Raw genomic sequence first — 23,137 nt, forward strand, 5'->3', positions numbered from 1 at the left:
CGCCCGCCCGACGCCACCAGCCCGCGAGATCCGCTCCCGCCGGTCCTACTCGAGCCGGAAGTTCAACGCCGCCGCAACCTCCGCCTGTCGTTCGTCGAGCGTGATGAACGAGATGGCCGAAGGCCTCCCCGCCACATGCAGGGCGCACGCCACGTGCCAGAGATCCGCGCCCCGCAAATAGCCGGCTTCGAACGCGGTTCGCATCTCTCGCGACAGAGGCCGGTTCGGCTGAATCCAACTGAACCCGGAGACCAGGTCTTCCGGGAAGGGCTTTTCCTCTCTGGCGCAGACGGATCGCAGTTCCGCTTCCAGCAGGTTGGATGACATCAGGTCCCGGAACCCCCGCAATCGGCGGACGATCTCGTCCGCGCCCGCCTCGACGAAAGCGACGGAGACGATCGCGGACGTGTCCACGTAGGCGGCGCTCATTCTCCTCGGTCGGCCAGGAAGCGTTCCAGGGCGCCGGGTACCGGCGTGCCGGGCTCGATGGGCTTCCGGTGCTTCGGACGGGGCGTGAGGATCCCTCGCCGCTCCAGATCCGCCAGCCGTTCCTCGAGATCCGTGGTCTCGCGCCGAAGCGGTCGGATCTCGGCCACCGGCTCGCCCCGGTAGGAAATGGTCACGGTTCGGCCCTCCCGCACGTGGCGTAGTACTTCGGAGAAACGGGCCTTCGCCTCGTAGGTCGAGTAGAGCAGTTGCATCGGCCCAGCATAACTAGTCAGACTAGTCCTATCAATTCGCTCCGGGCTCCCCGTGGCCTGTCCTCGACGAAGACATCACATTCCCTCCATGAATGTCAGAGGATGGTCCAGGCCATCATCCGCACGTCAACTCGCGTTGGCCGCCGCGGCCTTCGCGGCAGCCGGCTGTGCGCAATCCGGAGGCGAGGCGGCGTTCCCGAGCCGTCCCATCGAGATCGTGTCGTGGGCGACGCCGGGCGGACCGACCGACCTCCTTTCGCGGGCCTTGGCCGAGGCCGCGCCGCAGCACTTCGACGGCGAGCGCGTGACCGTCATGACGCGACAGGGCGGGGCGGGCGCCGCGGGCATGCAGTACCTGCAGGGGCGGGAGGGCGACCCGCACGTGCTCGGCGTCTTCACGGCGAGCGGGACCGTGAACATGGCGACGGGGCGCATCCCGTTCTCCCCGGAAGACTTCACGCCCATCCTCCGCATCCAGATCGACCCCTTCCTGATCGCGGTGCGGGAGGACAGCCCGTTTCGCACGCTGGGTGACCTGTTCGAGGCTGCCCATGCCCGGCCGGGCGAGGTCTCGATGGCGGGATTCGGGGCGGCGTCGGCCCACTTCCTCGGCTTCGCCCGCCTGAGGGCCGCGGCGGGAGATCCGGATATCCGCTGGATCGCCTATGAGGGGTCGGCGGACGCGGTGGTGGCGGCGCTCGGCGGGCACACGGACGCGGCGCACACGAACTACAACATCGTGCGCGAGCACCTGAGGGCGGGGACGATGCGGGTGCTGGGCGTCGCGCTTCCCGTCGAGGCGCTGCCGGAGACGTCGAGCTACGCGGAGCAGGGGTACGATCTCCAGCCCGTCCACTGGCGTGGGGTCGTAGGACCGCCGGGGTTGAATCCGGGAGTGCGCGCAGATCTGCGCGCGCGCTTGATGGCCGCGATCGAGGACCCGGGGTTCCGCGAATACATGGAACGCGCCGCGCTGGATTACGCGACGATGGAGAACGCGGACGCGTTCGGCGCCTGGATGGCCGAGGAGGTGGCGACGAGCCGGGACATGCTGAGGCGGCTGGGCATCCTGGATGAGTAGCCCTGCCGCATCCCCGCGCGGGGACGCGCCGATGCGCAGCCTCGCGGAGGCCGGGCTGCTGGCGGTCGTGGCGGCTGGGGTGTTGCTGGACTCTCGCTCCTACCCCGGATCGCTGGCCGAAGGGGCGCCGGGCCCGGCCTTCTTCCCGCGCCTGCTCGCCGTGCTGATCCTGGGCTGTGCCGTCTGGCTCGCGGTCCGCGCTCGCCCGTGGTCCGCTCGGCCGGAGGCGCCGCCCGACCCCGAGCCAGTCGCCGAGCCAGGCGCCAATACAGAGGCCGCTACAGAGGCCGCGGCGGACGCGAGACGTTCCCGCGGGAACGTCGTCCCGGGCGTCGGGGCCCGCCGGGGCGTCCGCCTGGGGCTGGGCGTGGCGTGGATCGCGGTCTTCCTCTTCGTTTGGCCGTGGCTCGGGACCGTCCTGTCGGTGCCGCTCCTCGTCGCCGGGCTCATGTGGCTGACGGGCGAGCGGTCGCGGGTGGCGCTCGTCGCCGTGCCGGTCGGCTTTGCCGGTTTTATCTACCTCGTGTTCATGGTCGCGCTCGGCGTGCCGCTCCCGACCGGGCTCTGACCCGCCGCCCGTGTCCGCCTTTTTCGACGGCCTCCTGACGGCGCTCCAGCCGGGAAACCTCGCGGCCCTCCTCGCGGGGAGCCTCCTCGGCGTGTTCGCGGGCGCCATGCCCGGGCTGAGTTCGACGGTGGGACTGGCGCTCGTCCTCCCCGTCACCTTCGCGCTCGACCCGACGCCGGCGCTCCTCATGATGGTCTCGATCTACATGGCGGCGGAGTACGGCGGCTCGATCACGGCGATCGCGATCGGCGTGCCCGGAAGTTCGCCCGCGCTCGCGACCACGTTCGACGGCTACGCCATGACGAGGCGCGGCGAGGCGGGGCGCGCCCTCGGGATCTCCCTCTTCTCCAGCATGAGCGGCGGCCTGCTGGGGACGGTGCTTCTCGTGCTGGCGCTCGGGCCGCTCTCGCGGGCGGCGATCGCCTTCGGACCGGCGGAGTACTTCGGACTCGGCGTGTTCGGGCTCTCGATCGTCGCGAACCTGGTTGGGAAGGACCCGTTCAAGGGGATCGTGAGCGCGCTGCTCGGACTCCTCTTCTTCATCGTCGGGCTCGACGTGCTCACGGGGGCGCCGCGGCTCACCCTCGGCACGAACGCGCTCATGGACGGTCTGGGGCTCGTGCCGATGCTGATCGGCTTCTTCGCGATCGCCGAGGCGCTGGAGGCGGTGACCGGCCGGCGCAGGACGACGCCCCCCGGAGGCGGCATCGCCGGCGCCCTCCCGAAGGCCCGCGAATTGTTCGGCCTGTGGCGCACGATTCTGCGAGGCTCTGCCATCGGGGGCATCATCGGAGCCATCCCCGGCGCCGGCGCGACGATCGCCTCCATCGTGGCGTGGAACGAGGAGCGGCGGGTCTCGAAGACGCCGGAGCGGTTCGGGACGGGCATCCCGGCGGGGATCGCGGCCCCGGAGGCGGCGAACAACTCCTGCGTGGGGGCGGCGATGATCCCGCTGCTCGCGCTCGGGATCCCAGGTTCCGCCAGCGCCGCGGTGCTGCTCGGCGGCCTCACGGTACAGGGGGTGGCGCCCGGCCCGCTGCTCATGACCGAGCGCTCCGAACTCGTCTACGCGCTGTACGCGGGATTCGTGGTGGCGGTGCTTCTCATGCTCGCCGTGGGACGCCTGGGGATCCCCCTCTGGACACGCGTCGTGCGGCTCCGTCCGTCGATCCTCATGCCGCTCGTCGTCGCCATCTCGCTCGTGGGCGTCTTCGCCCTGCGCGGCAACGCGGCGGACGCGTGGGCGGCCCTCTTCTTCGGGCTCGTCGGCTTCGCTATGCTGCGGGGCGGCTACCCGCTGGCGCCGGCGGTGCTCGGCCTCATCCTCGGTCCCATGATCGAAACGAACTATCGGCGGGCGTTGAGCCTGTCCTCGGGATCGCACTCGGTCTTCCTGGAGAGTCCGATCAGCCTCGTGCTGCTCCTGCTGGCGGTGGTGAGTTTCGCGGCCCCGGCAGTCCGCAGCCGTCTGATCTCCGCGAGGACGCGAGGGCCCGAGCCGGTGTCCGACACACACGACCACGAACCCGGGCAGGAGGAGCACGAGTGAGCGCGACGCGCGCGGTCATCGACTTCATACTCGAGACGACGATTGACGGTTTCCCGGCGCGGCTGCTGTCCGAGGGACGGCGCTGCGTCACCGACGGGACGGGCGTGATCCTCGCCGGGTCGACGGACGCCTGTGCCCGGATCGTCCAGGATCAGATCGCGGTGCAGGGCGGGAATGCGCAGGCGACGGTCCTGGGACCGCCGGACGTACGCGCCCCGGCCTCGCTCGCGGCGCGCGCCAACGGGACGGCGGGCCATGCGATGGACTTCGACGACACACAGCTCTCGAACGCGCCCGACCGGATCTTCGGACTCCTCACGCACCCTACCGTCGCGCCGCTCTCGGCGGGTTACGCGATGGCGGAGAGGGAAGGGGCGACGGGGGCGGAGTTCCTCGAGGCCTTCCTCATCGGCTTCGAGGTGGAGTGCAAGATCGCCGAGGCGATCGCCCCCCGGCACTACATGGAGGGCTTCCACTCGACGGCGACCATCGGCACGCTGGGCGCCTGCGCGACGGCGGCGAAGCTGGCCGGCCTGGAGGCGGACGACCTCGCCATGGCGCTCGGCATCGCCGCCAGCCTCTCGTCGGGGATCCGGCTCGGGTTCGGCACGATGACCAAGCCGCTGCACGCGGGGCGCGCCGCGGAGAACGGCATCCTGGCGGTCGACCTCGCCACCCGCGGCTTCACCGCGGGGCACGACGCGCTCGAGGCGCCGTGGGGCTTCTTCCGCGTCTTCGGCGGCGGCTTCGAGGCCGAGCGACTCGTCGGCACCCTCGGCTCGCCGTACACCCTGCTCGATCCCGGCGTCTCCGTGAAGCCGTTTCCGTCCGGGAGCCTCGGCCACCCCAGCATGGCTGCCATGCTCGAACTCGTCACCGAACACGACCTCGCGCCCGACGACATCGCGCACATCACCTTCCGCGCCGGGCACAACATCCTGAACCCGCTGCGGTATCCCCGCCCGAACAACGAACTCGAGGCGAAGTTCTGCATCCCCTTCGTCCTCTCGAGCATTGTCCTGCGCCGCCGGGCCGGCATCCGCGAGTTCCACGACGACTTCGTCCTCTCCGACGAGGCGGCGGAGATGATGAACCGGGTCACGGTCGAGTTCGACGAGGAGATCGACGCCCGCGGCTACGACCGCATGCGAAGCGCGATCGACGTCCGGCTCCGCGATGGCAGCGAGCTCCACACCGAGGCGGACACGTATCCCGGCGGGCCGGAGCGACCGCTCACGCGGGACGAACTGCACGGCAAGTTCCGCGACTGCGCGAGCCTCGTGATGGACGACGCGCAGATCAACACGGCGCTGGACCGGCTCGAACGCGTGGACGACCTGGGCCACATCGACGACCTGGTGGACGCGCTCTCGACGGCCCCGGCCGGAGTCCCGGCGTGAGGCGCGCTGGCGGTGCCCTCGCACTGCTGGGAGCGCTGTGCCTCACGGGCTGCGGCGATGCCTCCCGCTCCGAAGAAGCGCTGGAGGCGGGGCTCGACGCGGCGGCCGCGGCGGCGGGACGCGGCCCATACGACGCGCTCCAGGTCGAGACCGATCTCATGGTGGAGATGCGCGATGGCATCGGTCTCGCGACCGACGTCTACCGGCCCTCCCGCGAGTACGAGCCCATCGCTGAGCCGTTTCCCGTCCTCCTCCACCGGACCCCGTACGACAAGACCTCGCGCGGTCTCGTGGACCAGGCGCGCTGGTTCGCGACGCACGGCTACGTCGTCGTCGTGCAGGACACGCGCGGACTCTACGCCTCCGAGGGCACCTTCCAGAAGTACCACGAGTTCGACGCCCCCGACGGCTACGACACCATCGAGTGGATCACGGGGCTCGACTACGCGGAACCGTCCGTCGGCATGTGGGGCACCTCCTACGGCGCGCACACGCAGGCCGACGCCGCCAAACTGAACCCGCCGGGGCTCCGGACGCTCGTGCTCACGATGGGGGGCCTCTCCGACTCCTGGACGCACAAGGTGCGCAACCACGGCGCGCTAGAGCTCGGACAGCAGCTCGGCTGGGCCCACCTCCAGCTCGCGGCGGTGGCGGACGACCCGGAGATCCGCCTCCGGCTCGCCGAGGAGCCGCCGTCGGACTGGTTCCCGGACACGCCCTTCCAGAAGGGGGAAAACCCGCTCTCCGTCGCCCCGAATTTCGAGGACTACTACCTCACCATGCAGAACCACGGCGACTATGACGACTATTTCCGCGGCATAGGCCGCAACTGGGTCGAGTACTACGACGAGACGTCGGATATTCCGATGCTGCATGTGGGCGGCTGGTACGACTCCTACGCGCCGGGCACGATCCAGAGCTTCGTCGAACTGTCGCAGAGAAAGTCCTCGCCCATGACGCTCCTCATGGGCCCGTGGACGCACGGCGGGAACAGCCGCTCCCATGCCGGGGACATCGAGTTCGGGGCGGAGGCCGCGGTCGAGGATTTCTCGCGCGAGTTCCACCTGCGCTGGTTCGACCGGCACCTCCGGGGGCAGAGCGCGAACGACCTGTTCGAGGATGACGGCACGCTGGCGGGGGAGGCCGCCGGTCCGGTCACGATCTTCGTCATGGGGGGCGGCGACGGCCGCCGGGACGAGAACGGACGCCTCTTCCACGGTGGCGAGTGGCGCACCGCGGACGCGTGGCCGCTCGAGGATACAGAAGCGACGCCCTTCTACCTCCGTCCGGGCGGCACACTGACGCGCGAGGCACCCGCCGCGGACGAGGGATCGACGGCCTACACCTACGATCCCGAGCACCCCGTGCCCACGATCGGGGGCGCCTTTTCCGGCGCGCTCAAGCGGGGTGGCTACGACCAGCGCGAGCGCACGTTCAGGTCACTCGAGGGCGGTTCCGAGAACGGCTTCTTCGCTTCCGAGGTGGACGGCCGCCGCACCGCCGACCGTCCCGACGTGCTCGTGTTCGAGACCGAACCCCTGGCCGAGGCTGTGGAGGTTATCGGCCCGGTCACCGTCAGGCTGTGGGCCTCGTCGAGCGCTCCGGACACCGACTTCACCGCCAAGCTCGTCGACGTCTATCCCCCGAATGAGGACTATCTGGAGGGATTCGACCTCAACATCACCGATGGGATCCTCCGCGCCCGCTACCGGGACTCGCGGGAGGCCGAGACGCTGATGACGCCCGGGGATGTCCATGAAATGGAGATCCGGCTCTTCCCGACGGCCAACGTCTTCCAGGCCGGCCACCGAATCCGGCTCGAAATCTCAAGTTCAAACTATCCGCGCTTCGACGTGAACCCGAATACGGGCGAACCGCTCGGCCGCCACACGCGCATGGTCGCGGCCGAGAACACGATCCACCACGCCGCCGCCCGCCCGTCGGCTGTCCACCTTCCGCTTCAAAGGAGATAGACCGTGCACGACGTCAACTGGCTTGCCGTCCTCGTCGCCGGAATCATTCCGCTGGTCGTCGGCTTCCTGTGGTACGGTCCGATCTTCGGCAAACAGTGGCTCTCGCTCATGGAGACCACCGCCGAGGAGATCCAGAAGGACTTCAATCCGGTGAAGACGCACGGGGGGAGCTTCGTCCTCTCGCTCGTCACCGCCTACGTCCTGGCGCAGCTTCTCGCCGTGATGGGCGGCTCCGGCGCCATGATCGGGGTCCACGTGGGCCTTCTGGTCACGATCGGGTTTGTTCTCAACGTCGGATACCAGGGCGTGGCCTACGAGCAGCGGAAGCCGGGGATTTTCTTCCTGAGCCTGGGCTACAACGCCGTCGCCCTCATCGCGCAGGCGGTGCTCCTCGCTGTCTGGCGCTGATCCTGTCCGGGGCACCACAACCGGTCCGGTGCACCCCAACCGTCGGCGTTCCTACGTCAGATCGTCCCCGGCTGACTCGGGCTTGGATGACTTCCGGGGCTTCAGGACGAAGCGGTAGATGAGGTAGCCGGCGACGCCAAGCACGAGGACCGTCGGAATCCAGCCCAGGAAGCTGAAGATCGTCCCCGCGAGGACGGCGGCCGCGACTCCCTCGATCCGGCCGACGAGGCGGTATCGGCGGCGGGCCTTGTCCAGTTCCTGCCGGGAATAGAGTTCCGGCAGGAGATCCGAATCCACCTTCTTCATCAGGCATTCCTCCGGTCCAGGGCTGGAAGATCCTACGATGCCGGGCCGGGGGCCGTTTCCGCCATTCCCCCTCCGGCTTCACTCTACTCCGCATCCGCGCCGCCCGGGCCCTCTCCCGCGCGCGAGTGGATTCGGTAAGTTCAGACCGTTCCACATTCCAACGGAGATTCGAGATGCGCGTTTCGACACCACGCTCCTTAGGCTCCCGGGTGCAGCCGGCCGGTCTCCTCCTCGTGCTGGCCGCGGCCCTTTGTCCGTCGCAGGCCACGGCCCAGTCGGCCATGCCGCCGCACGGCGGGTTCGCGGACGCCCAGCGCACGGACGGGGCGATGCCCGTCATCCTGCCCCTGCGCGAGCGGGCCGCCGTCATCGACCGCTGGCTGGAGCGGCGCCTCGAGACCGTCGTTCCGGAGATCATGCGGCGCGAGGGCGTCGACCTCTGGATCGTCGCCGCGCGCGAGTACAACGAGGATCCCGTCATCGAGACGATGCTGCCCTCCACGTACATGGCCGCCCGCCGCCGCACCGTCCTCATCCTCCACGACCGGGGGCCGGGGCAGCCGCTCGAACGGCTCGCGGTGGCCCGGTACGACATCGGCCCCTTTCCCCGCGCGTGGGACCCGGAAAGCGAGCCGGACCAGTGGGGGCGCGTGGCCGAGGTCATCGCGGAGCGCGATCCGCAGCGGATCTCCGTAAATCGCTCCAATACGTTCGCCCTCGCGGACGGGCTCACGGGCACCGAGTACGACGGCTTCATGGAGGCGCTCCCCGCCAAGTACCGCGAGCGGGTCGTCCCGGCCGAGAGGCTCGCTATCGGATGGCTCGAGACGAGGACGCCGGAGGAGATGGAGGTCTATCCGCAGATCGTGCGGATCGCGCACCGGATCATCGCCGAAGGCTTCAGCGCGAAGGTGATTCAGCCGGGCGTCACGACGACCGAGGATGTCGTGTGGTGGTACCGCGAGCGGATCCTCGAACTCAAGCTCGCGACCTGGTTCCAGCCCAGCGTCTCCGTGCAGCGCCATGAGAAGTCGGGCGGCGCGAGGGAAGGGGAGGGGGATTTCTCCGCCCGTCCGGACGAAAACGTGATCCGCCCGGGCGATCTGCTGCACGTGGACTTCGGGATCAAGTACCTGCGGCTGAACACTGACACGCAGCAGCATGCCTACGTGCTGCTGCCGGGAGAGGACGCCGCGCCCCCGGGCCTGGTTCGCGCGCTGGCGGCCGGGAACCGTCTACAGGACATCCTCACCGAGAACTTCGCGGCAGGGCGCTCCGGGAACGAGATTCTGGCCGGCGCGCTCGCGCAGGCCGAGGCCGAGGGCATCGACGCGACGATCTACACGCATCCGATCGGCTTCCACGGGCACGGGGCCGGACCCACGATCGGGCTGTGGGACAACCAGGGCGGGGTGCCGGGGCGCGGCGACTATCCGCTCTTCCCGAACACAGCGCACTCGATCGAACTCAACGCGGCCGTCCCGATCCCGGAGTGGGGGGGACAGACGGTCCGCATCATGCTCGAGGAGGACGCGTTCTTCGACGGTGAGCGCACGTGGTACATCGACGGCCGCCAGACCGACCTCTGGCTGATCCCGCGATGAAGGCAACCCGCGGTCCGGCCGCGGCCGCGGCCCTCGCGCTGGCGGCGCTCGCGAGTGCGCCCGGGAGCGAACTCGCCGCGCAGACGCCCGACGCGTGGGTTCTCGTCGGACAGGACATCGACGACTACCGCCTCAGGCTCGACGCGGAGGTCGCCCATTCCGGGGCGTCCAGCATGCGGATCGAGGCGCGGGGGAACCGGCGACGCAGCCAATGGGTCGCGAGCGTCCAGCTTGTCGATGCCACCTCCTACCGCGGCAAGCGCATGCGCCTTCGTGGGTATCTGCGTGCCGACGACGTCGATTCCGGCGGCCTCTGGGTGCGGGTGGACGGCATCCTGGAGGGCAAGTACGCAATGCTCGCCCTCGACAACAGCGAGGACCGCCGCATCGAGGACACGCGGGAGTGGGAGACGCGCGAGATCGTCGTGGACATCCCGCCCGAGGGGGTTACGATCCTCATGGGGGCGATGCTCACGGGCGACGGTGAACTGTGGGTGGACGATCTTTCCTTCGAGGAGGTCGCCGACGACGTGCCGCTCACGACGGAGCCGGAGGTCGTCATCACGGACCAGCCGTACTCCCGGCCGCCAGGCGTCTTCCCCGTGCCCACGAACCTGGATTTTGAACGCGAAATGGTGGATCCGATGGAGTCAGAGCGATGAGAATGAAGCTGGTGGCGCTCGCGGTCGTGACGCTCGTCGCGGGGTGCGGTGAAGGTGGCGACGAGCCGGCTTCGTACCGTCCACTCCCGCCGCTCGAGGTGACGCACCTCGACGGACAGCCGGCGGACCTCGGCCAGTTCCACGGCCAGGTCGTCGTGCTCAACCTGTGGGCGACCTGGTGCATCCCCTGCCGCGACGAGATGCCGGAACTTCAGCAGCTGCACGCGAAGTACGCCGCCGACCCCTTCTCGGTGGTCGGGATCTCCATCGATGAAGGGGACGTTGCGCTCGTCGAAGGGTTCCTCGAGGAGTTCGACATCACGTATCCGAACTTCCTCGGCGATGGCGCCGGACTCACCGAAACGCTCGACCTCTACCCCGGCGTGCCGCACACGCTGCTGGTGGACGCGGAGGGCCTGATCCGGGCGTACTGGGGCGGCCGCTTCCACCCCTTCGAGCCGGAAACCGCGGCGCTCGTCGAGAGGGTTCTCTCGGAAGCCCAATAGCACCGGAGCAGGGAAGAATGGCGATCGAGATCCGCTCGCTCCGTCCCGAAGACTGGGGGCCGGTGCGAAGGATCTACGAGGAGGGGATCGCAACCGGTGATGCGACCTTCGAGACGGAAGCGCCCGGCTGGGAGACGTGGGACGCGAGTCACCTCGACGCCTGTCGTCTCGTGGCCGAGGTGGAGGGGCGGATCGTGGGGTGGGCGGCGCTGGCTCCGGTCTCCGGGCGCTGCGTGTACGGCGGCGTGGCGGAGGTGAGCGTGTACGTGGGGGGGGATGCCCGAGGGGGCGGGCTCGGTCTCAGGCTCCTGACCGCGCTCGTCGAATCCTCCGAGCGGGCCGGGCTCTGGACTCTGCAGGCGGGGATCTTCCCGGAGAACGTGGCGAGTCTCCGCATCCACGAGCGAGCCGGCTTCCGCCGCGTGGGGCGTCGCGAGCGGCTGGGGAGGCTCGACGGCCGGTGGCGCGACGTGCTTCTGCTCGAGCGGCGCAGCCTCCGCGTGGGGACCGAAGAGGACCGCGATGGGTCCGCCCCTTGACGTTTTGCGGTCGAAAGGCGATCATTGCGCGCGTCCGGACGGGCCCGGCGGTGCCAGGTACGGTCGGATTGAGATGGCAGGATCGCAGGATCGGGGGGGCCTCTCAACAACGGGTCGCCCCTTTTTCTTTGTTTTTTTTCTGCGTGGCGGGTGCCACGACCCTGGCGCGGGGGAGACCGCGTCGAACAGGTCAGCGGTCGGCAGCTACGGGTTTACCGAACTCCGACATGACTAACGAAGGAGTAGGAAATGCGTACGAGAGGTACCGTGAAGTGGTTCAACGACCAGAAGGGCTTCGGGTTCATTACCCCGGAAGAGGGTGGTAAGGACTGCTTCGTACACCACACGGCGATTCAGGCGGATGGCTTTCGCACTCTGAAGGAGGGCGAGGCTGTGGAGTTCGACGTTACGGACGGGACAAAGGGCCCGGCTGCGGAGAACGTGACCCGCGTCGCGTGATTTGCCGACCGCCACTAGGCGTAAGGTGAGTTCAGAAAGGGCCGCCCGGCGACGGGCGGCCCTTTTTTTCTTAACCCAGTCGAAGGCGGCTCAGCGTGATCGGTGCGTTGATCCCTCCGATGGTGACGGTGACCGGCCCGCTTTGCGGGGACTGTCAGAATTTCTGTGTAAATGGCCCTCGCACTCATACGGGCACTCGGCCCTCGAACACGATCGACAGGTGGTTCAGGGCGCCGGTCCAGTCCTGAACGGGCCGGGTCCAGCGCTGTGACGCCCTCTCGATCGCAAGGTACAGCACTTTCCTGACCGCCTCCGGGGTTGGGAACGCGCCGCGCTTCCTCGTCACCTTCGTGAGCTGCGCGTTCAGGGCCTCGATCGCGTTCGTCGTGTACATGACCTTGCGGATCTCGGGCGGATAATCGAAGAACGGGGTCAGGTTCGCCCAGTTCGCCCGCCACTTCCGGCTGATCATGGGGAAGCGCTCGTCCCAGCGCTGAGAAAAGGCCTCCAGCGCCGTCTCGGCCGCCTCCAGGCTCGGAGCCCTGTAGATGGCCCGCAAGTCCCTGGCGACCGCCTTGCGCTCCTTCCAGGCGACGAACCGGAGCGAGCCGCGCACCAGATGCACGATGCAGAGCTGGACCTGCGTCTTCGGGAACACCGACTCGATCGCCTCGGGAAAGCCCTTGAGGCCGTCGATCGCTGCGATCAGGATGTCCTCGACCCCCCGGTTCTTGAGTTCGGTGAGGACCGAGAGCCAGAACTTCGCCCCCTCCGCTTCGCCCACCCACAGCCCCAACAGCTCCTTGTTGCCCTCGAGCGTCAGGGCCAGGGCAAGGTAGACCGCGTGCGTCCGGACGTGGCCCCGGGAACGCACCTTCACGTGGATCGCGTCCAGATACACGATCGGGTACACCGTATCCAACGGCCGGCCCTGCCACGCCTTCACGTCCTCCAGGACCGCGTCGGTCACCGCCGAGATCAGCGACGGTGAGACCTCCACCTTGTACAGCTCCTTCAGGTGACCCTGGATCTCCCGCGTCGTCATGCCCCGCGCGTACAGCGCGATCACCTTCTCGTCGAACCCGCCCAGCCGACGCTGGCCCTTCCTGACGAACTTCGGGTCGAACGTCGAATCACGGTCCCGAGGCACCTCGATCTCGAACTCCGACGTGTCCGTCTTCACTCGCTTCCGCGTACGGCCGTTGCGCGAGTTGCCGCCGTTGCGGCCCTCTCTCGCGTGCTTCTCGTAGCCCAGGTGGTCGGTGAGCTCTCCCTCCAGCGCCCGCTCCACCACCCGCTTCGTCAGCGCCTCCAGAAGACCGCCTCCGCCCATGATCTCTTCCGGGCTGCGGCCCTCCAGCAGGCTGTCGAGAAGCTCGTCTACCTCCCGCTCCGTCGCATCCTTCTTCCTCGCCATGGTCTCCTCCCGCTTCCAGAGTCTACTCCATGGCCATTTACACAGAAATCAGCACACTCCCGCTTTGCGTTTCGAGGACTCCTTCAGCTTCGGTGCAGACGATCTGACCTCTGATCCAGATCCCGTTATCCCCTGCGCTTCCTTCAATCGTACAGTCCGAAACGAGATTGCCGCCGGAAGCGTCCTGTAGTTGGGCCGACCAGCGGAGGAACACGTCGGGATGATGATGATCGCCATCCCGTATCTGACCCGTTACGGAGAACCCGATGTTGACCGTCATGCTGAATTGGCCGGTCACGATTCCGGAATCCCGTTCGCGTAGCTGGAGCGCCAGCCGTCCTGTGGGCAGTACCGCGTTCCACGTGCCCGTGAGCGACGGTTGGTCCGGATCCACCTGAGTGACTCCATCGCCGCTGTCACCGCATGCGGCCAGGCTGAGAAGCATGACTCCGATGCACCACTGTCGACGGGCTGTCACGTACACGGCGTTTCTCCTTTTCGTGCAAGGTCGTGCATGGCGGCGACGCCCGCGAATCTACCTCGAAAGACGGCTCGAACCGGTATCCAGTCACATCCGGCGCTGGGGTGACTGCTGTTCCAGTCCATCCCCTTCTGCCTATGATCCGCAGGTGTCAACGCACCCCGCATCCCAGCCACGGAGAGCGTCCGATGACCGCCCCGCTCAGCAGTGCCCGAATCTCCCTCCTGTTTCTCGCTGCCGCCGCCCTCCTGTGCCTCGCCGTGCCGGCGGCGGGGCAGGCCGGGGCCGAGTCCGGCCCGCTTCGCATGGAGGACATTTTCGAAGTCGAGATCGCGGGCGACCCGCAGATCTCGCCCGACGGCCGCTGGGTCGTCTACGTCCGGCAACGCGCCGACGTCATGACGGACAGTCGGTTCTCGAACCTGTGGATCGTGGACTCCGACGGCTCGGGCCATCGACCGCTGACGTCGGGTGACTTTTCGGAGAGTTCGCCACGCTGGTCGCCCGACGGTACGCGGCTCGCCTTTATCTCGAACCGAGAGGGGGACGCGCAGATCCATGTACGCTGGATGGATTCGGGGGAGACCTCTGCGATCACGAACGTGACCGAGCCGCCCCGGTCCTTCGAGTGGTCCCCGGACGGAACCCGGATTGCGTTCGGGAAGCTGGTACCGGCGCCGGCGCCGACGATCAGCGGGATGCCGACACCGCCCGAGGGCGCAGAGTGGGCCGAGCCCGCGCAGGTTGTCGAGCGGCTTGTGTACCGCTTCGACCAGTTGGGCGATCTTCCACACGGGTTCGTACACGTCTTCGTGGTCCCCGCCGAGGGGGGGACGCCGCGGCAGATCACGAGCGGCGACAGCCACTGGGCCGGGAACGGGATCGGCGGTACACACTTCTCGTGGACGCCGGACGGCGAGAGCCTCGTCATGTCCCGCGACCCACGCGGGGGGGACACCGAAAGCGTGTTCGTGGCGGACACGGAGGTGTTCGAGGTCTCCGTCGCGGACGGGAGCGCCACGCAGCTCACGGATCGCCGGGGTCCGGACGACGGGCCGATCGTCTCCCCGGACGGGCGTCACATCGCCTACTTCGGCATGGACGATCGCTTCCAGGGCTACCAGCTGACCCGGCTCTACGTCATGAACCGCGACGGGAGCGATCCGCGCTCCATTTCAGGCGGGCTCGACCGCGAGGTCTACGGCGCGAGGTGGGCGCCCGACGGGTCAGGGGTGTACGCGTTGTACGACGACGAGGGGATGACGAAGCTCGCGCTCTTCCGCCTCGACGACGACGGGAGCGGCCACCAGGTGCTGACCGAGAATGTCGGCGGGATGGGGCGGGCGTATGCCGGCGCCACCTTCTCGGTCGCGTCGGACGGCGGCTTCGCGATGAACTACACGACACTCGCCGTCCTCTCCGAGGTTGCGACGGGCCGTCACGGCGACGACGTCCGGGTACTCACGGGCATCAACGACGACCTGATGGCCAAGCGCGAGATCGGCGAGGTCGAGGAGATCTGGTACGAGTCCTCGCACGATGGCCGGCCCATTCAGGGATGGATCATCAAGCCGCCCGGCTTCGATCCGTCCCGCGAGTATCCGCTCATCCTCGAGATCCACGGCGGTCCGTTCTCGAACTACGGCGCCCGCTTCGACCTCGAGAAGCAGCTCATGGCGGCGCAGGGGTACGTCGTCCTTTACACGAACCCGCGCGGCAGCACGAGCTACGGAGAGGAGTTCGGGAATCTGATCCACCACGCGTATCCGGGGGACGACTTCTACGACCTCGTCTCCGGGGTGGACGCCGTCATCGACCAGGGTTACGTGGATGAGGAACAGCTCTACGTCGTGGGAGGGAGCGGAGGCGGCGTCCTCACGGCGTGGCTCGTGGGCCGGACGGACCGGTTCCGGGCGGCGGTCTCGTGGTACCCCGTCATCAACTGGTACAGCTTCGTGCTCACGGCGGACATGGCCGCCTACGGCGTCAACTACTGGTTCCCGGGTCTCCCCTGGGACCACGTCGAACACTACGAGTCGCGTTCGCTCCTGAGTGTGGTGGAGAACGTGACGACGCCGACGCGGATCGTGACGGGCGAGGAGGACTGGCGCACGCCGATGTCGGAGTCCGAGCAGTACTTCAAGGCGCTCAAGCTGCTCGGCGTGGAGACGTCGCTCGTGCGCTTCCCGGGCGAGCCGCACGGCATCCGGCGGCGCCCGAGCCACCACATCGGGAAGATGCTGTCCACGCTGGAGTGGTTCCGCCGCTACTCTGCCACGACGTCGTGACGCGGGGTCTCGGAAGTCGTCGGGCCGAAAGGTTGTTGAATATCGCACCGCTGGGTGTCCGATATTCAACAACCTCCCTGCTTCAGGGAAAGGTCAGCGGGCCACCGTGAAGGAGGCTGTCGCGACCTGGTCGTCCCACCAGATCGTGAACACGCCGCCCTCCTGCGTCATGTCCATGAAGGAGATCGTGAGCTGATCGGCCGACATCATGATCGCGTCCACATCCATCGTGGTGCGCAGCACGTCGCGGTCGGGCGTGTAGCCGTAGGAGCCCCACAGCGCGTCGGGATTCTCCTCGCGGAAGTTGTCCTTGGCTCCCCAGCTCGAGAAGACGAGCGTCCACTCGCTCTCGGAGAGTTCGGCGAACACGCTGTACTCGCCGGCCGGCAGGCGCTCGCCGCCGAACATGAGGTCGGTCTCGGTCATGAAGCGCGTGGACTGGTTGGCGCCGACCCGCCACAGCGGCGCCCCGCGCAGGAACTGCTGCCCGTACTCGTCACCGGATCCGAAGAGATCCCTGCCGCGCAGGATCGGGCGGCCATAGTCCACGACGATCCAGGAGCCGCCCTCGTACGCTCCGTCCGCGTTGAAGGAGCCACCGACCTGGGTCGAGGCCTCGCCACGCGGACTCATGGGGCGATCCTGGGCCTCCGCGCTGACGGCGAATGCGAGCGTCAAGCCCGCGACAAGACCGATGACCGGTCGAACCATCCTGTTCATGCATACCTCCGACAAGTTTCAAGGGAAGTGCGCGGGCCCCTTGCATCGTCACGAGAGGCCCTGCTGCAATGCGCCCGGCATCCTACCGCGGCGCGCGCAAACCCGAAAGCGGGACGCGTCGCCGTCCCACGCGGGCTCCGATACAATACGGCGCATGCAGAAACCGTTGCAGTTGATCGTCGTGGTGGGCGGCCTGTTCGCGTCAGCGGCGTGTGGGGGCACGGAGTCCGGCGTGGGAGCGACCGGCGAGCCCGCCGACGCCGCTTCGGTGCGCGCGGAGATCGAGCGCGTGACCCGGCGCTGGGAAGCTTCGCTCATTGCCGGGGCGCCGGATGAGGCGGTGGCTGACGTCTTCACGCCGGACGCGGTGCGCCTCCCCTCCGGAGAGCCGGTCGTCCGGGGGCACGATGCCATCGTGCGCGCGCTGGCCGGTTCCGCGCCGCTTAGCGAGGCCCGGTTCACGATCGAGGACCTCGAGGTGGACGGGGACCTGGCGTTCGCGAACGGGACGTACCGGGTGCGCGGTCCCGACGATGTCGAGCTGAGCGGCAAGTTTCTCGAGGTGTGGAAGCGGACCGAAACCGGGTGGCGTATTCACCGCGTCATGTGGGATTAGCGGGGGAGGACGAATTGGCCCGGACGTTCCCGCGGGAATGTCTCGAAGCCCCCGGCCGCGTGAACGGACAACTTTGCGGGAGATTCTGACTCGATGAAGAACACGGGAAGAGCACCTTCTACCGACGCAGTTCATGCGGGGGAGCAGCAACCGAGGCCGGAAGGGGCGGTCGTCACGCCGATCTACCAGACGGCCAACTATGAGTTGCGGGGCGAGGACTACCACGACATCGGGTATATCCGGCTCAGCACGACGCCGAACCATCGCGTTCTGGGGGAGCGCATCGCGGCGCTCGAGGGGGCGGAGTCGGCGCTCGTCCTCGGCAGCGGGATGGCGGCGATTTCGGGGGCGCTGCTCACGGTGCTGTCGTCGGGGGACCACGTGCTCGTGCAGGACACGCTGTACGGCGGTACGGCGGCCTTCCTGCAGCAGGACCTGCCGCGCTTCCGGATCGAGCACTCCGTCATCGACCCGCAGGATCCATCGAGCTGGGCGGCCCAGTTGAGACCGACCACGCGCGCCATGTACGTGGAGACGCTCACGAACCCGCTCGTGCAGGTGGCGGACCTCGAGGCGGTAGCGGCGTTCGCGCGCACGCACGGGCTCGTGACGATGATCGACAACACGTTCGCGAGCCCGATCAACTTCCGGCCGGCGGAGATCGGCTTCGATCTCGTGCTTGAGAGCTGCACGAAGTACATGAACGGGCACAGCGACATCGTGGCCGGGAGCGTGGCCGGGCCGGCCGACCTGGTGCGCCGCGTGAAGGTGATGCAGGACCACCTCGGTGGCTCTCTCGACCCGCACGCGGCGTTTCTGCTGGAGCGCGGACTGAAGACGCTGAGCGTACGCGTCCGTGCGCAGAACGAATCGGCCGGGCGTCTCGCCGCGCTGCTCGAAACCGACCCCGCGGTGTCGGTCGTCCACTATCCGGGGCTCGAGAGCCACGCCCAGCACGAGCGGGCCGCGCGCCTGTTCGATGGCTTCGGCGGAATGATGTCGTTCGAACTCGAGGGCGGCGTCGAGGCGGCCGAGGCCTTCGTTTCCGCGCTGGAGATTCCGATGGTCGCGGCCAGTCTCGGGGGCCCGGAGTCGCTCGTCGTCCGGCCCGCCGCCGCCGTTCATGCAGGCATGTCCGCCGAGGAGCGGGCCAGGGCCGGGATCCGGGATGCCCTCATCCGCTTCTCCACGGGGCTGGAGGACACCGAGGACCTGGCGGCCGACCTCACCGGGGCGCTGGCGAGCCTGCCGCGGGCGGTGGCGGGTCTCTCCGCGTGAGACCCCCCGGCCTGCCGGAAATCGAGGCGGCCCGCGAGCGGGTCTACGCGGCGGCGCTGCGCACGCCATTGGTCCGCCTCGGGGTCGAAGAGGGCCCCGAAATCTGGCTCAAACTGGAGAACCTGCAGCCGATCGGCTCGTTCAAGATCCGGGGCTCGGCCAACGCGATCGGTCTGATTCCACCCGAGGAGCTGGCGGCAGGGGTATGGACGGCGAGCGCGGGCAACATGGCGCAGGGTGTGGCCTGGAACGCGCGGCGGCTCGGCGTCCCGTGCTCGGTCGTCGTTCCGGAGACGGCGCCGCGACTCAAGCTGGACGCGATCGACCGCCTCGGCGCGACTGCCGTGAAGACCTCCGTCGCCTCGTGGTTCGAGGTCTTCCGTACACAGCGCTTCGACGGAATGGGAGGGCGGTTCGTCCACGCGTTCATGGACCGCGACGTGATGGCCGGGAACGGCACGATCGCCCTGGAACTGATCGAGGACCTTCCCGACGTGGACGCCGTCGTCGTCCCCTTCGGTGGCGGCGGGCTGGCGTGCGGGATCGCGGCCGGGATGCGCGCCCTCGCACCGGACGTTCCCGTGTTCGCGTCCGAGGTCACCGGGCAGGCTCCGTTCGCCGAGTCGCTGCGCGCCGGCCGCGCCGTCTCGATCCCGTACACCCCCTCGTTCGTCGACGGGATCGGAGGGCCGCACGTCGAGCCGGACATGTGGGAGCTGTCCGAGGATCTCCTCGCAGGCTCCGTGGAGATCACCCTCGAGGACACCGCTCGGGCGGTCCGGCGGCTTGTGACCCGGAACCGCATCGTGGCCGAGGGGGCCGGATCTTCCTCTGTCGCGGCCGCTCTGTCGGGCGCTGTCCAGGGGGAGAAAATTGTCTGCATCGTGTCCGGCGGGAATCTGGATCCGTCCAGACTGGCGACGATCCTCGAGGGCGGCGTGCCATGAGGCCCTCGAGGCTCCGCCGGGTTCCCGCCGAAGTCCTGAAGGACCTTGAAGGGGCGTGACGCATGACTGATCCACCGGCCTCCGGTCCACCGATGAGGCTCTCCGCCGCCCAGGTCTCGTTCGTCCTCAAACGCGCGGCCGAGATCGACGCCCGCGGCGACTCGCTGAGCGTCGACGAGTTGGAGCGCATCGCGAGCGAAGCGGGGATCGACCCGAAGGCCACGAGAACCGCGATCGCCGAATTGATCGAGGGCGAGATGCCCGTCCCCGGCCCGGCCCCGGAGCCCCGACCTCCGGTCGTCTCTCCAGCCCGCGCCGGCAACCCGGCCTCTCCCTCTCCCGGCCGCATCCTCGTGGGCGGGGCGGTCGGTACGGCCTTCGGGTTCCTCTTTGCGACTTCGCTGCCGGGCGCCATCGCGGGGTCCGGGGCCACGCTGATCTACCTCATGCTTCGGGTCGTGCAGGGCATGAAGCGGGGCAGCCAGCTCGACTTCCAGCTCCAGAACTTTACCCTCTGGTTCGTGTCGACGCTGATCGTCTCGGCGTGGCACGGGGTCGACGGGCTCATATTGACCTTGCTCTGCTGGTTCGTCACCTCGGTCGCCGGTGGACTCCTCGTCCGCTTCGGGCCCCGCGAAGAGGAGCCGGAGGACGAGACCCCGCGGATCGAAGCTGGAGGTCGCTGAAGTGTGGATGGGGACCATTCGCCGCTTCCACCACGCCGTGCTGCGAAACGGGTCCGTACCGATGATCATGCTGGAGGGAAAGGTCGACGCGTGGATCGACGCGGGAGGAGTTGGGAGATGACGACGTTGAGGATGCGGAGGACGCCGGGGCGATGCTCACGGCGCGCGCGTACGACGGCCGTGGCTGCAGTCCTGGGTCTGGGAGCCGGGACGACGGGTACCGGAGCCGAGGCCCAGACGCCGGGATCGATTCCGACGCCAGAGTCCGTCCTCGGACACGCCGTGGGCGCGGACTTCCATCTCGCCACCTACGAGACGTCGATCGAGTACTTCCAGCGGCTGGACGCCGCGAGCGACCGTCTCGAACTGCGGGAGGTGGGGCGTTCGTCGTTCGGACGGCCCGTGTACCTGGCCCTCGTCTCGAGCGCCGAAAATCTTGCGAATCTGGACCGGCACAGGGAGACCGCGCAGCGCCTGGCGCATCCGCGCGGGCTGACCGACGAGGAAGCGCGACGGCTTGCCGCCGAAGGGAGGGCGCTGGTCTGGATCGACGGAGGCCTGCACGCCTCGGAGGTGGCCCACGCGCAGCACACGATTCAGCTCGCCTATGACCTGGTGACGGGGGACGAGGACCCCGAGATCGCGGCGATCCTGGACAACGTCATCCTCCTGCTCTGGCCCTCCATCAACCCGGATGGGCAGACGCTCATCGCGGACTGGTACCACTCGAACGTGGGCACGCCGTACGAGGTCGCGCCCGCCCCCTTCCTCTACCAGAAGTACATCGGGCACGACAACAACCGGGACGGCTACATGATCAACCAGATCGAATCCCGGTACACCACCCGCGTGGCGCGCGAGTGGGAACCCCACATCCTCTACAACCACCACCAGAGTTCGCCCTTCCCGACGCGGATCTGGATCCCGCCCTTCGCCGAGCCGATCTCGCCGCACGTGCACCCGCTCATGTGGCGCATGGTGAACCTGATCGGAATGGCGATGTCGCAGGCGCTCGAGGAGCGGGGACAGCGCGGCGCGACGCACATGGGCACCGGGTTCGACAACTGGTATCCGGGCTTCATGGATCACGCGCACAACTTCCACAACGTCGTGTCGTTCCTGACGGAGACGGCGCTCTACAGGTACGCGACGCCGGGGTTCTACACGATCGGGGACTTTCCGCCCTCGGATCGGGACCTGCGGCCGGAGTCGCTCTACTCGAGTCCGTGGGAGGGCGGGTGGTGGCGGCTGCGCGACGCCGTGGACTACATGCTCACCGCCTCGATCTCGGTGCTCGACGTGGCGGCCAAGTACCGGACCGACCTCCTCTACAACCGCTACCAGGCGGGCCGGGACATCATCGCCGAGTACGAAGAAGGGCCGCCGTACGCCTACTTCGTGCCGCAGGATCAGCGGGACCCCGTAGCGGCCGTCGAGTTGCTGCGCCGGCTGGCCTTCAACGGGATCGAGATCGACCGGCTTCAGCAGGCGGTGAACCACCAGGGGCTGGATCACCCGGCGGGGACGTGGGTCATCCGCATGGACCAGGAATTCGCCCACTTCGTGCGCCAGCTGTTCGTCATCCAGGACTATCCCGACCTGCGCGAATACCCGGAGGGACCGCCGGACCAGCCGTACGACGTGTCCGGGTGGACGCTGCCGCTGCAGATGGGCGTGCGGGTGGTCGAGGCGACCGCCCCGCTCGCCACGGAGGTGCGTGAGGCGCTCGAGCCCCTTCTGGGAGAGCCGCTCGCGTGGGATGCGGAGGTAGAGGATGCCTCGCCGTTCGATTCGCCGTTCGGCGTCGGGTTCGATTCGCATCCGGTGGCGGCGGCGATCGTGCCGCCTCCCGGGCGAGTCACCGGCGGGGGATCAGCGCTCGTCGTCGACCCGGCCCAGAACAACGCCTTCAAGGCGGTGAACCGGGCGTGGGCGGCGGGGGCGCGCGTCTCCTGGGTGCCGGGGGCGCCCGGCGCGGATGGCGAACCGGGGACCGGCGCCCGGTACGCGATCTCCGGGCTCTCGGGCGAGGCGCAACTCGTCCGCGACCTGGGGCTGCAGGCGACCCGCGGCTCGGGCGCCGTCAACCTGCGTGCGCCGAGGATCGGTCTCTATCGCCCCTGGAACGCGAGCATGGATGAGGGATGGACGCGCTGGCTGCTCGAGCGCTACGGGTTCGACTTCACGAGCCTCTACAACGCCGATGTCCTCGCCGGTGGCCTTTCCGGCCGTTACGACGTGATCATCGTGGCGGACATGTCGGGGGGGCAGATCCTGAACGGGTTCGCGAAAGGCTCGGTGCCGCCGCGGTATGAGGGCGGAATCGGGGCGGAGGGCGTGCGTGAACTTGACGCGTTCGTGCGGGACGGGGGCACGCTCGTCACGCTCAACCGCAGTTCGCTGTTCGCGATCGACGAACTGCACCTGCCCGTGCGCAACGTGGTCGGCGGCCTGGACCGGGCGGAGTACTTCCAGAGCGGCTCGATCCTGGAGATGATCGTCGACCCGTCGCATCCCGTGATGGCGGGGATGCCGGAGCGGGCAGCCGTCGTCGCCGGGCAGAGCCCGGTGTTCACGACGGAGGAAGGGTTCGAGGGACGCGTGATGGCGAAATATTCGGAAGAGGGGTCGCCGCTATTGTCCGGATACCTGCTGGGAGCGGAGCATCTGGCGGGGTACGCGGCGGCGGTCGACGTGGCGCACGGGGACGGACGGGTTGTGCTCCTGGGCATGCGGCCACAGTGGCGCGGGCAGCCGTTCGGGAACTTCCGCATCCTGTTCAACGCCGCCCTCTACGGCCGTGAACTCGCCGCCGCCGCGCCGGAGTCTCCCGAGTTCTGGACCGCCCCCGAGGAGGACGACGACGAGAGCGACGGGAGCGGGTCCGGGGGTGACGGATCGTAGCGCTGCCGCGATCGCGTCCCGGCTGGACGGGCTGGATGCTCCTC

General features: G+C 68.5%; 23 protein-coding genes. 17 read left to right on the forward strand and 6 right to left on the reverse strand.

Annotated elements, in window-relative coordinates; all coding sequences use genetic code 11:
- Nucleotides 1–45 precede the first annotated feature (45 nt).
- Nucleotides 46–429 carry a PIN domain-containing protein gene (locus ACOOGH_RS02805; RefSeq protein WP_420447465.1) on the reverse strand — a complete coding sequence of 128 codons (384 nt, stop codon included), beginning with the start codon at nucleotides 427–429 and terminating at the stop codon, nucleotides 46–48.
- Entirely contained in the window at nucleotides 426–701 is a 276-nt protein-coding gene (locus ACOOGH_RS02810) for a type II toxin-antitoxin system Phd/YefM family antitoxin (protein WP_420447466.1), read from the reverse strand. The genes ACOOGH_RS02805 and ACOOGH_RS02810 overlap by 4 nt, the downstream gene beginning before the upstream one ends.
- 88 nt (nucleotides 702–789) lie before the next feature.
- On the opposite strand from ACOOGH_RS02810, the gene ACOOGH_RS02815 reads away from it, so the two are divergent.
- Genes ACOOGH_RS02815 through ACOOGH_RS02840 form a run of 6 tightly spaced genes read left to right on the forward strand, consistent with a single transcriptional unit; the run spans nucleotide 790 to nucleotide 7,680 of the window.
- Complete coding sequence (locus ACOOGH_RS02815) at nucleotides 790–1,782, forward strand: Bug family tripartite tricarboxylate transporter substrate binding protein (RefSeq protein ID WP_420447467.1); 993 nt, start codon at nucleotides 790–792, stop codon at nucleotides 1,780–1,782.
- 31 nt (nucleotides 1,783–1,813) lie between these two features.
- Nucleotides 1,814–2,350, forward strand: coding sequence for a tripartite tricarboxylate transporter TctB family protein (locus ACOOGH_RS02820; RefSeq protein WP_420447468.1), 537 nt, complete (start codon nucleotides 1,814–1,816; stop codon nucleotides 2,348–2,350).
- Nucleotides 2,351–2,360: 10 nt separating this feature from the next.
- On the forward strand, nucleotides 2,361–3,899 hold the full coding sequence (locus ACOOGH_RS02825; protein ID WP_420447469.1) for a tripartite tricarboxylate transporter permease: 1,539 nt from the start codon (nucleotides 2,361–2,363) through the stop codon (nucleotides 3,897–3,899).
- A complete protein-coding gene (locus tag ACOOGH_RS02830) occupies nucleotides 3,896–5,299 on the forward strand; it encodes an MmgE/PrpD family protein (protein WP_420447470.1) in 1,404 nt (467 codons plus the stop codon). The genes ACOOGH_RS02825 and ACOOGH_RS02830 overlap by 4 nt, the downstream gene beginning before the upstream one ends.
- The gene (locus tag ACOOGH_RS02835) at nucleotides 5,296–7,272 is read left to right on the forward strand and encodes a CocE/NonD family hydrolase (protein WP_420447471.1); all 1,977 of its coding nucleotides are present in this window, start codon (nucleotides 5,296–5,298) and stop codon (nucleotides 7,270–7,272) included. The genes ACOOGH_RS02830 and ACOOGH_RS02835 overlap by 4 nt, the downstream gene beginning before the upstream one ends.
- 3 nt (nucleotides 7,273–7,275) lie before the next feature.
- Nucleotides 7,276–7,680, forward strand: coding sequence for a DUF1761 domain-containing protein (locus tag ACOOGH_RS02840; protein ID WP_420447472.1), 405 nt, complete (start codon nucleotides 7,276–7,278; stop codon nucleotides 7,678–7,680).
- Between the two features lie 51 nt (nucleotides 7,681–7,731).
- On the opposite strand, the gene ACOOGH_RS02845 is transcribed toward ACOOGH_RS02840, so the two are convergent.
- The gene (locus ACOOGH_RS02845; RefSeq protein WP_420447473.1) at nucleotides 7,732–7,986 is read right to left on the reverse strand and encodes a hypothetical protein; all 255 of its coding nucleotides are present in this window, start codon (nucleotides 7,984–7,986) and stop codon (nucleotides 7,732–7,734) included.
- A gap of 173 nt (nucleotides 7,987–8,159) precedes the next feature.
- Between ACOOGH_RS02845 and ACOOGH_RS02850 the strand changes: the two genes are divergently transcribed.
- The 5 genes from ACOOGH_RS02850 to ACOOGH_RS02870 all read left to right on the forward strand — a co-directional run bounded on the left by ACOOGH_RS02850 (nucleotide 8,160) and on the right by ACOOGH_RS02870 (nucleotide 11,756).
- On the forward strand, nucleotides 8,160–9,590 hold the full coding sequence (locus ACOOGH_RS02850) for a M24 family metallopeptidase (protein ID WP_420447474.1): 1,431 nt from the start codon (nucleotides 8,160–8,162) through the stop codon (nucleotides 9,588–9,590).
- Nucleotides 9,587–10,252 (forward strand): hypothetical protein, encoded by a 666-nt coding sequence (locus ACOOGH_RS02855; RefSeq protein ID WP_420447475.1) that lies wholly within the window; start codon nucleotides 9,587–9,589, stop codon nucleotides 10,250–10,252. Before ACOOGH_RS02850 ends, ACOOGH_RS02855 begins: the two co-directional genes overlap by 4 nt.
- Nucleotides 10,249–10,758 carry a TlpA family protein disulfide reductase gene (locus ACOOGH_RS02860; RefSeq protein WP_420447476.1) on the forward strand — a complete coding sequence of 170 codons (510 nt, stop codon included), beginning with the start codon at nucleotides 10,249–10,251 and terminating at the stop codon, nucleotides 10,756–10,758. Before ACOOGH_RS02855 ends, ACOOGH_RS02860 begins: the two co-directional genes overlap by 4 nt.
- Before the next feature lie 17 nt (nucleotides 10,759–10,775).
- The gene (locus ACOOGH_RS02865; RefSeq protein ID WP_420447477.1) at nucleotides 10,776–11,297 is read left to right on the forward strand and encodes a GNAT family N-acetyltransferase; all 522 of its coding nucleotides are present in this window, start codon (nucleotides 10,776–10,778) and stop codon (nucleotides 11,295–11,297) included.
- Nucleotides 11,298–11,546: 249 nt separating this feature from the next.
- Entirely contained in the window at nucleotides 11,547–11,756 is a 210-nt protein-coding gene (locus tag ACOOGH_RS02870) for a cold shock domain-containing protein (protein ID WP_310757173.1), read from the forward strand.
- A gap of 184 nt (nucleotides 11,757–11,940) precedes the next feature.
- Here ACOOGH_RS02870 and ACOOGH_RS02875 read toward each other — a convergent pair whose 3' ends face one another.
- Nucleotides 11,941–13,173, reverse strand: a complete 1,233-nt coding sequence (locus tag ACOOGH_RS02875; protein ID WP_420438216.1) for an IS256 family transposase — start codon at nucleotides 13,171–13,173, stop codon at nucleotides 11,941–11,943.
- A 37-nt stretch (nucleotides 13,174–13,210) separates the two neighbouring features.
- Nucleotides 13,211–13,651, reverse strand: a complete 441-nt coding sequence (locus tag ACOOGH_RS02880) for a hypothetical protein (protein WP_420447478.1) — start codon at nucleotides 13,649–13,651, stop codon at nucleotides 13,211–13,213.
- Between the two features lie 191 nt (nucleotides 13,652–13,842).
- On the opposite strand from ACOOGH_RS02880, the gene ACOOGH_RS02885 reads away from it, so the two are divergent.
- Complete coding sequence (locus ACOOGH_RS02885; protein ID WP_420447479.1) at nucleotides 13,843–15,942, forward strand: S9 family peptidase; 2,100 nt, start codon at nucleotides 13,843–13,845, stop codon at nucleotides 15,940–15,942.
- A gap of 93 nt (nucleotides 15,943–16,035) precedes the next feature.
- Here the strand turns inward: ACOOGH_RS02885 and ACOOGH_RS02890 are convergent, their stop codons facing one another.
- Nucleotides 16,036–16,662 (reverse strand): DUF2911 domain-containing protein, encoded by a 627-nt coding sequence (locus ACOOGH_RS02890; RefSeq protein ID WP_420447480.1) that lies wholly within the window; start codon nucleotides 16,660–16,662, stop codon nucleotides 16,036–16,038.
- Nucleotides 16,663–16,816: 154 nt separating this feature from the next.
- Between ACOOGH_RS02890 and ACOOGH_RS02895 the strand changes: the two genes are divergently transcribed.
- The 5 genes from ACOOGH_RS02895 to ACOOGH_RS02915 all read left to right on the forward strand — a co-directional run bounded on the left by ACOOGH_RS02895 (nucleotide 16,817) and on the right by ACOOGH_RS02915 (nucleotide 23,093).
- The gene (locus ACOOGH_RS02895) at nucleotides 16,817–17,278 is read left to right on the forward strand and encodes a YybH family protein (RefSeq protein WP_420447481.1); all 462 of its coding nucleotides are present in this window, start codon (nucleotides 16,817–16,819) and stop codon (nucleotides 17,276–17,278) included.
- A gap of 93 nt (nucleotides 17,279–17,371) precedes the next feature.
- Nucleotides 17,372–18,556, forward strand: coding sequence for a trans-sulfuration enzyme family protein (locus ACOOGH_RS02900; RefSeq protein ID WP_420447482.1), 1,185 nt, complete (start codon nucleotides 17,372–17,374; stop codon nucleotides 18,554–18,556).
- The gene (locus ACOOGH_RS02905) at nucleotides 18,553–19,503 is read left to right on the forward strand and encodes a threonine ammonia-lyase (RefSeq protein WP_420447483.1); all 951 of its coding nucleotides are present in this window, start codon (nucleotides 18,553–18,555) and stop codon (nucleotides 19,501–19,503) included. The genes ACOOGH_RS02900 and ACOOGH_RS02905 overlap by 4 nt, the downstream gene beginning before the upstream one ends.
- Nucleotides 19,504–19,565: 62 nt before the next feature.
- Nucleotides 19,566–20,189 carry a hypothetical protein gene (locus tag ACOOGH_RS02910; protein ID WP_420447484.1) on the forward strand — a complete coding sequence of 208 codons (624 nt, stop codon included), beginning with the start codon at nucleotides 19,566–19,568 and terminating at the stop codon, nucleotides 20,187–20,189.
- A 117-nt stretch (nucleotides 20,190–20,306) separates the two neighbouring features.
- Nucleotides 20,307–23,093: a M14 family metallopeptidase gene (locus ACOOGH_RS02915; RefSeq protein WP_420447485.1), complete on the forward strand. Its 2,787-nt coding sequence runs from the start codon at nucleotides 20,307–20,309 to the stop codon at nucleotides 23,091–23,093.
- The last annotated feature ends 44 nt before the right edge of the window (nucleotides 23,094–23,137 follow it).

This window comes from Candidatus Palauibacter sp., from assembly GCF_965213655.1.
In the GTDB taxonomy this organism is placed as follows: Bacteria; Gemmatimonadota; Gemmatimonadetes; order Palauibacterales; family Palauibacteraceae; genus Palauibacter.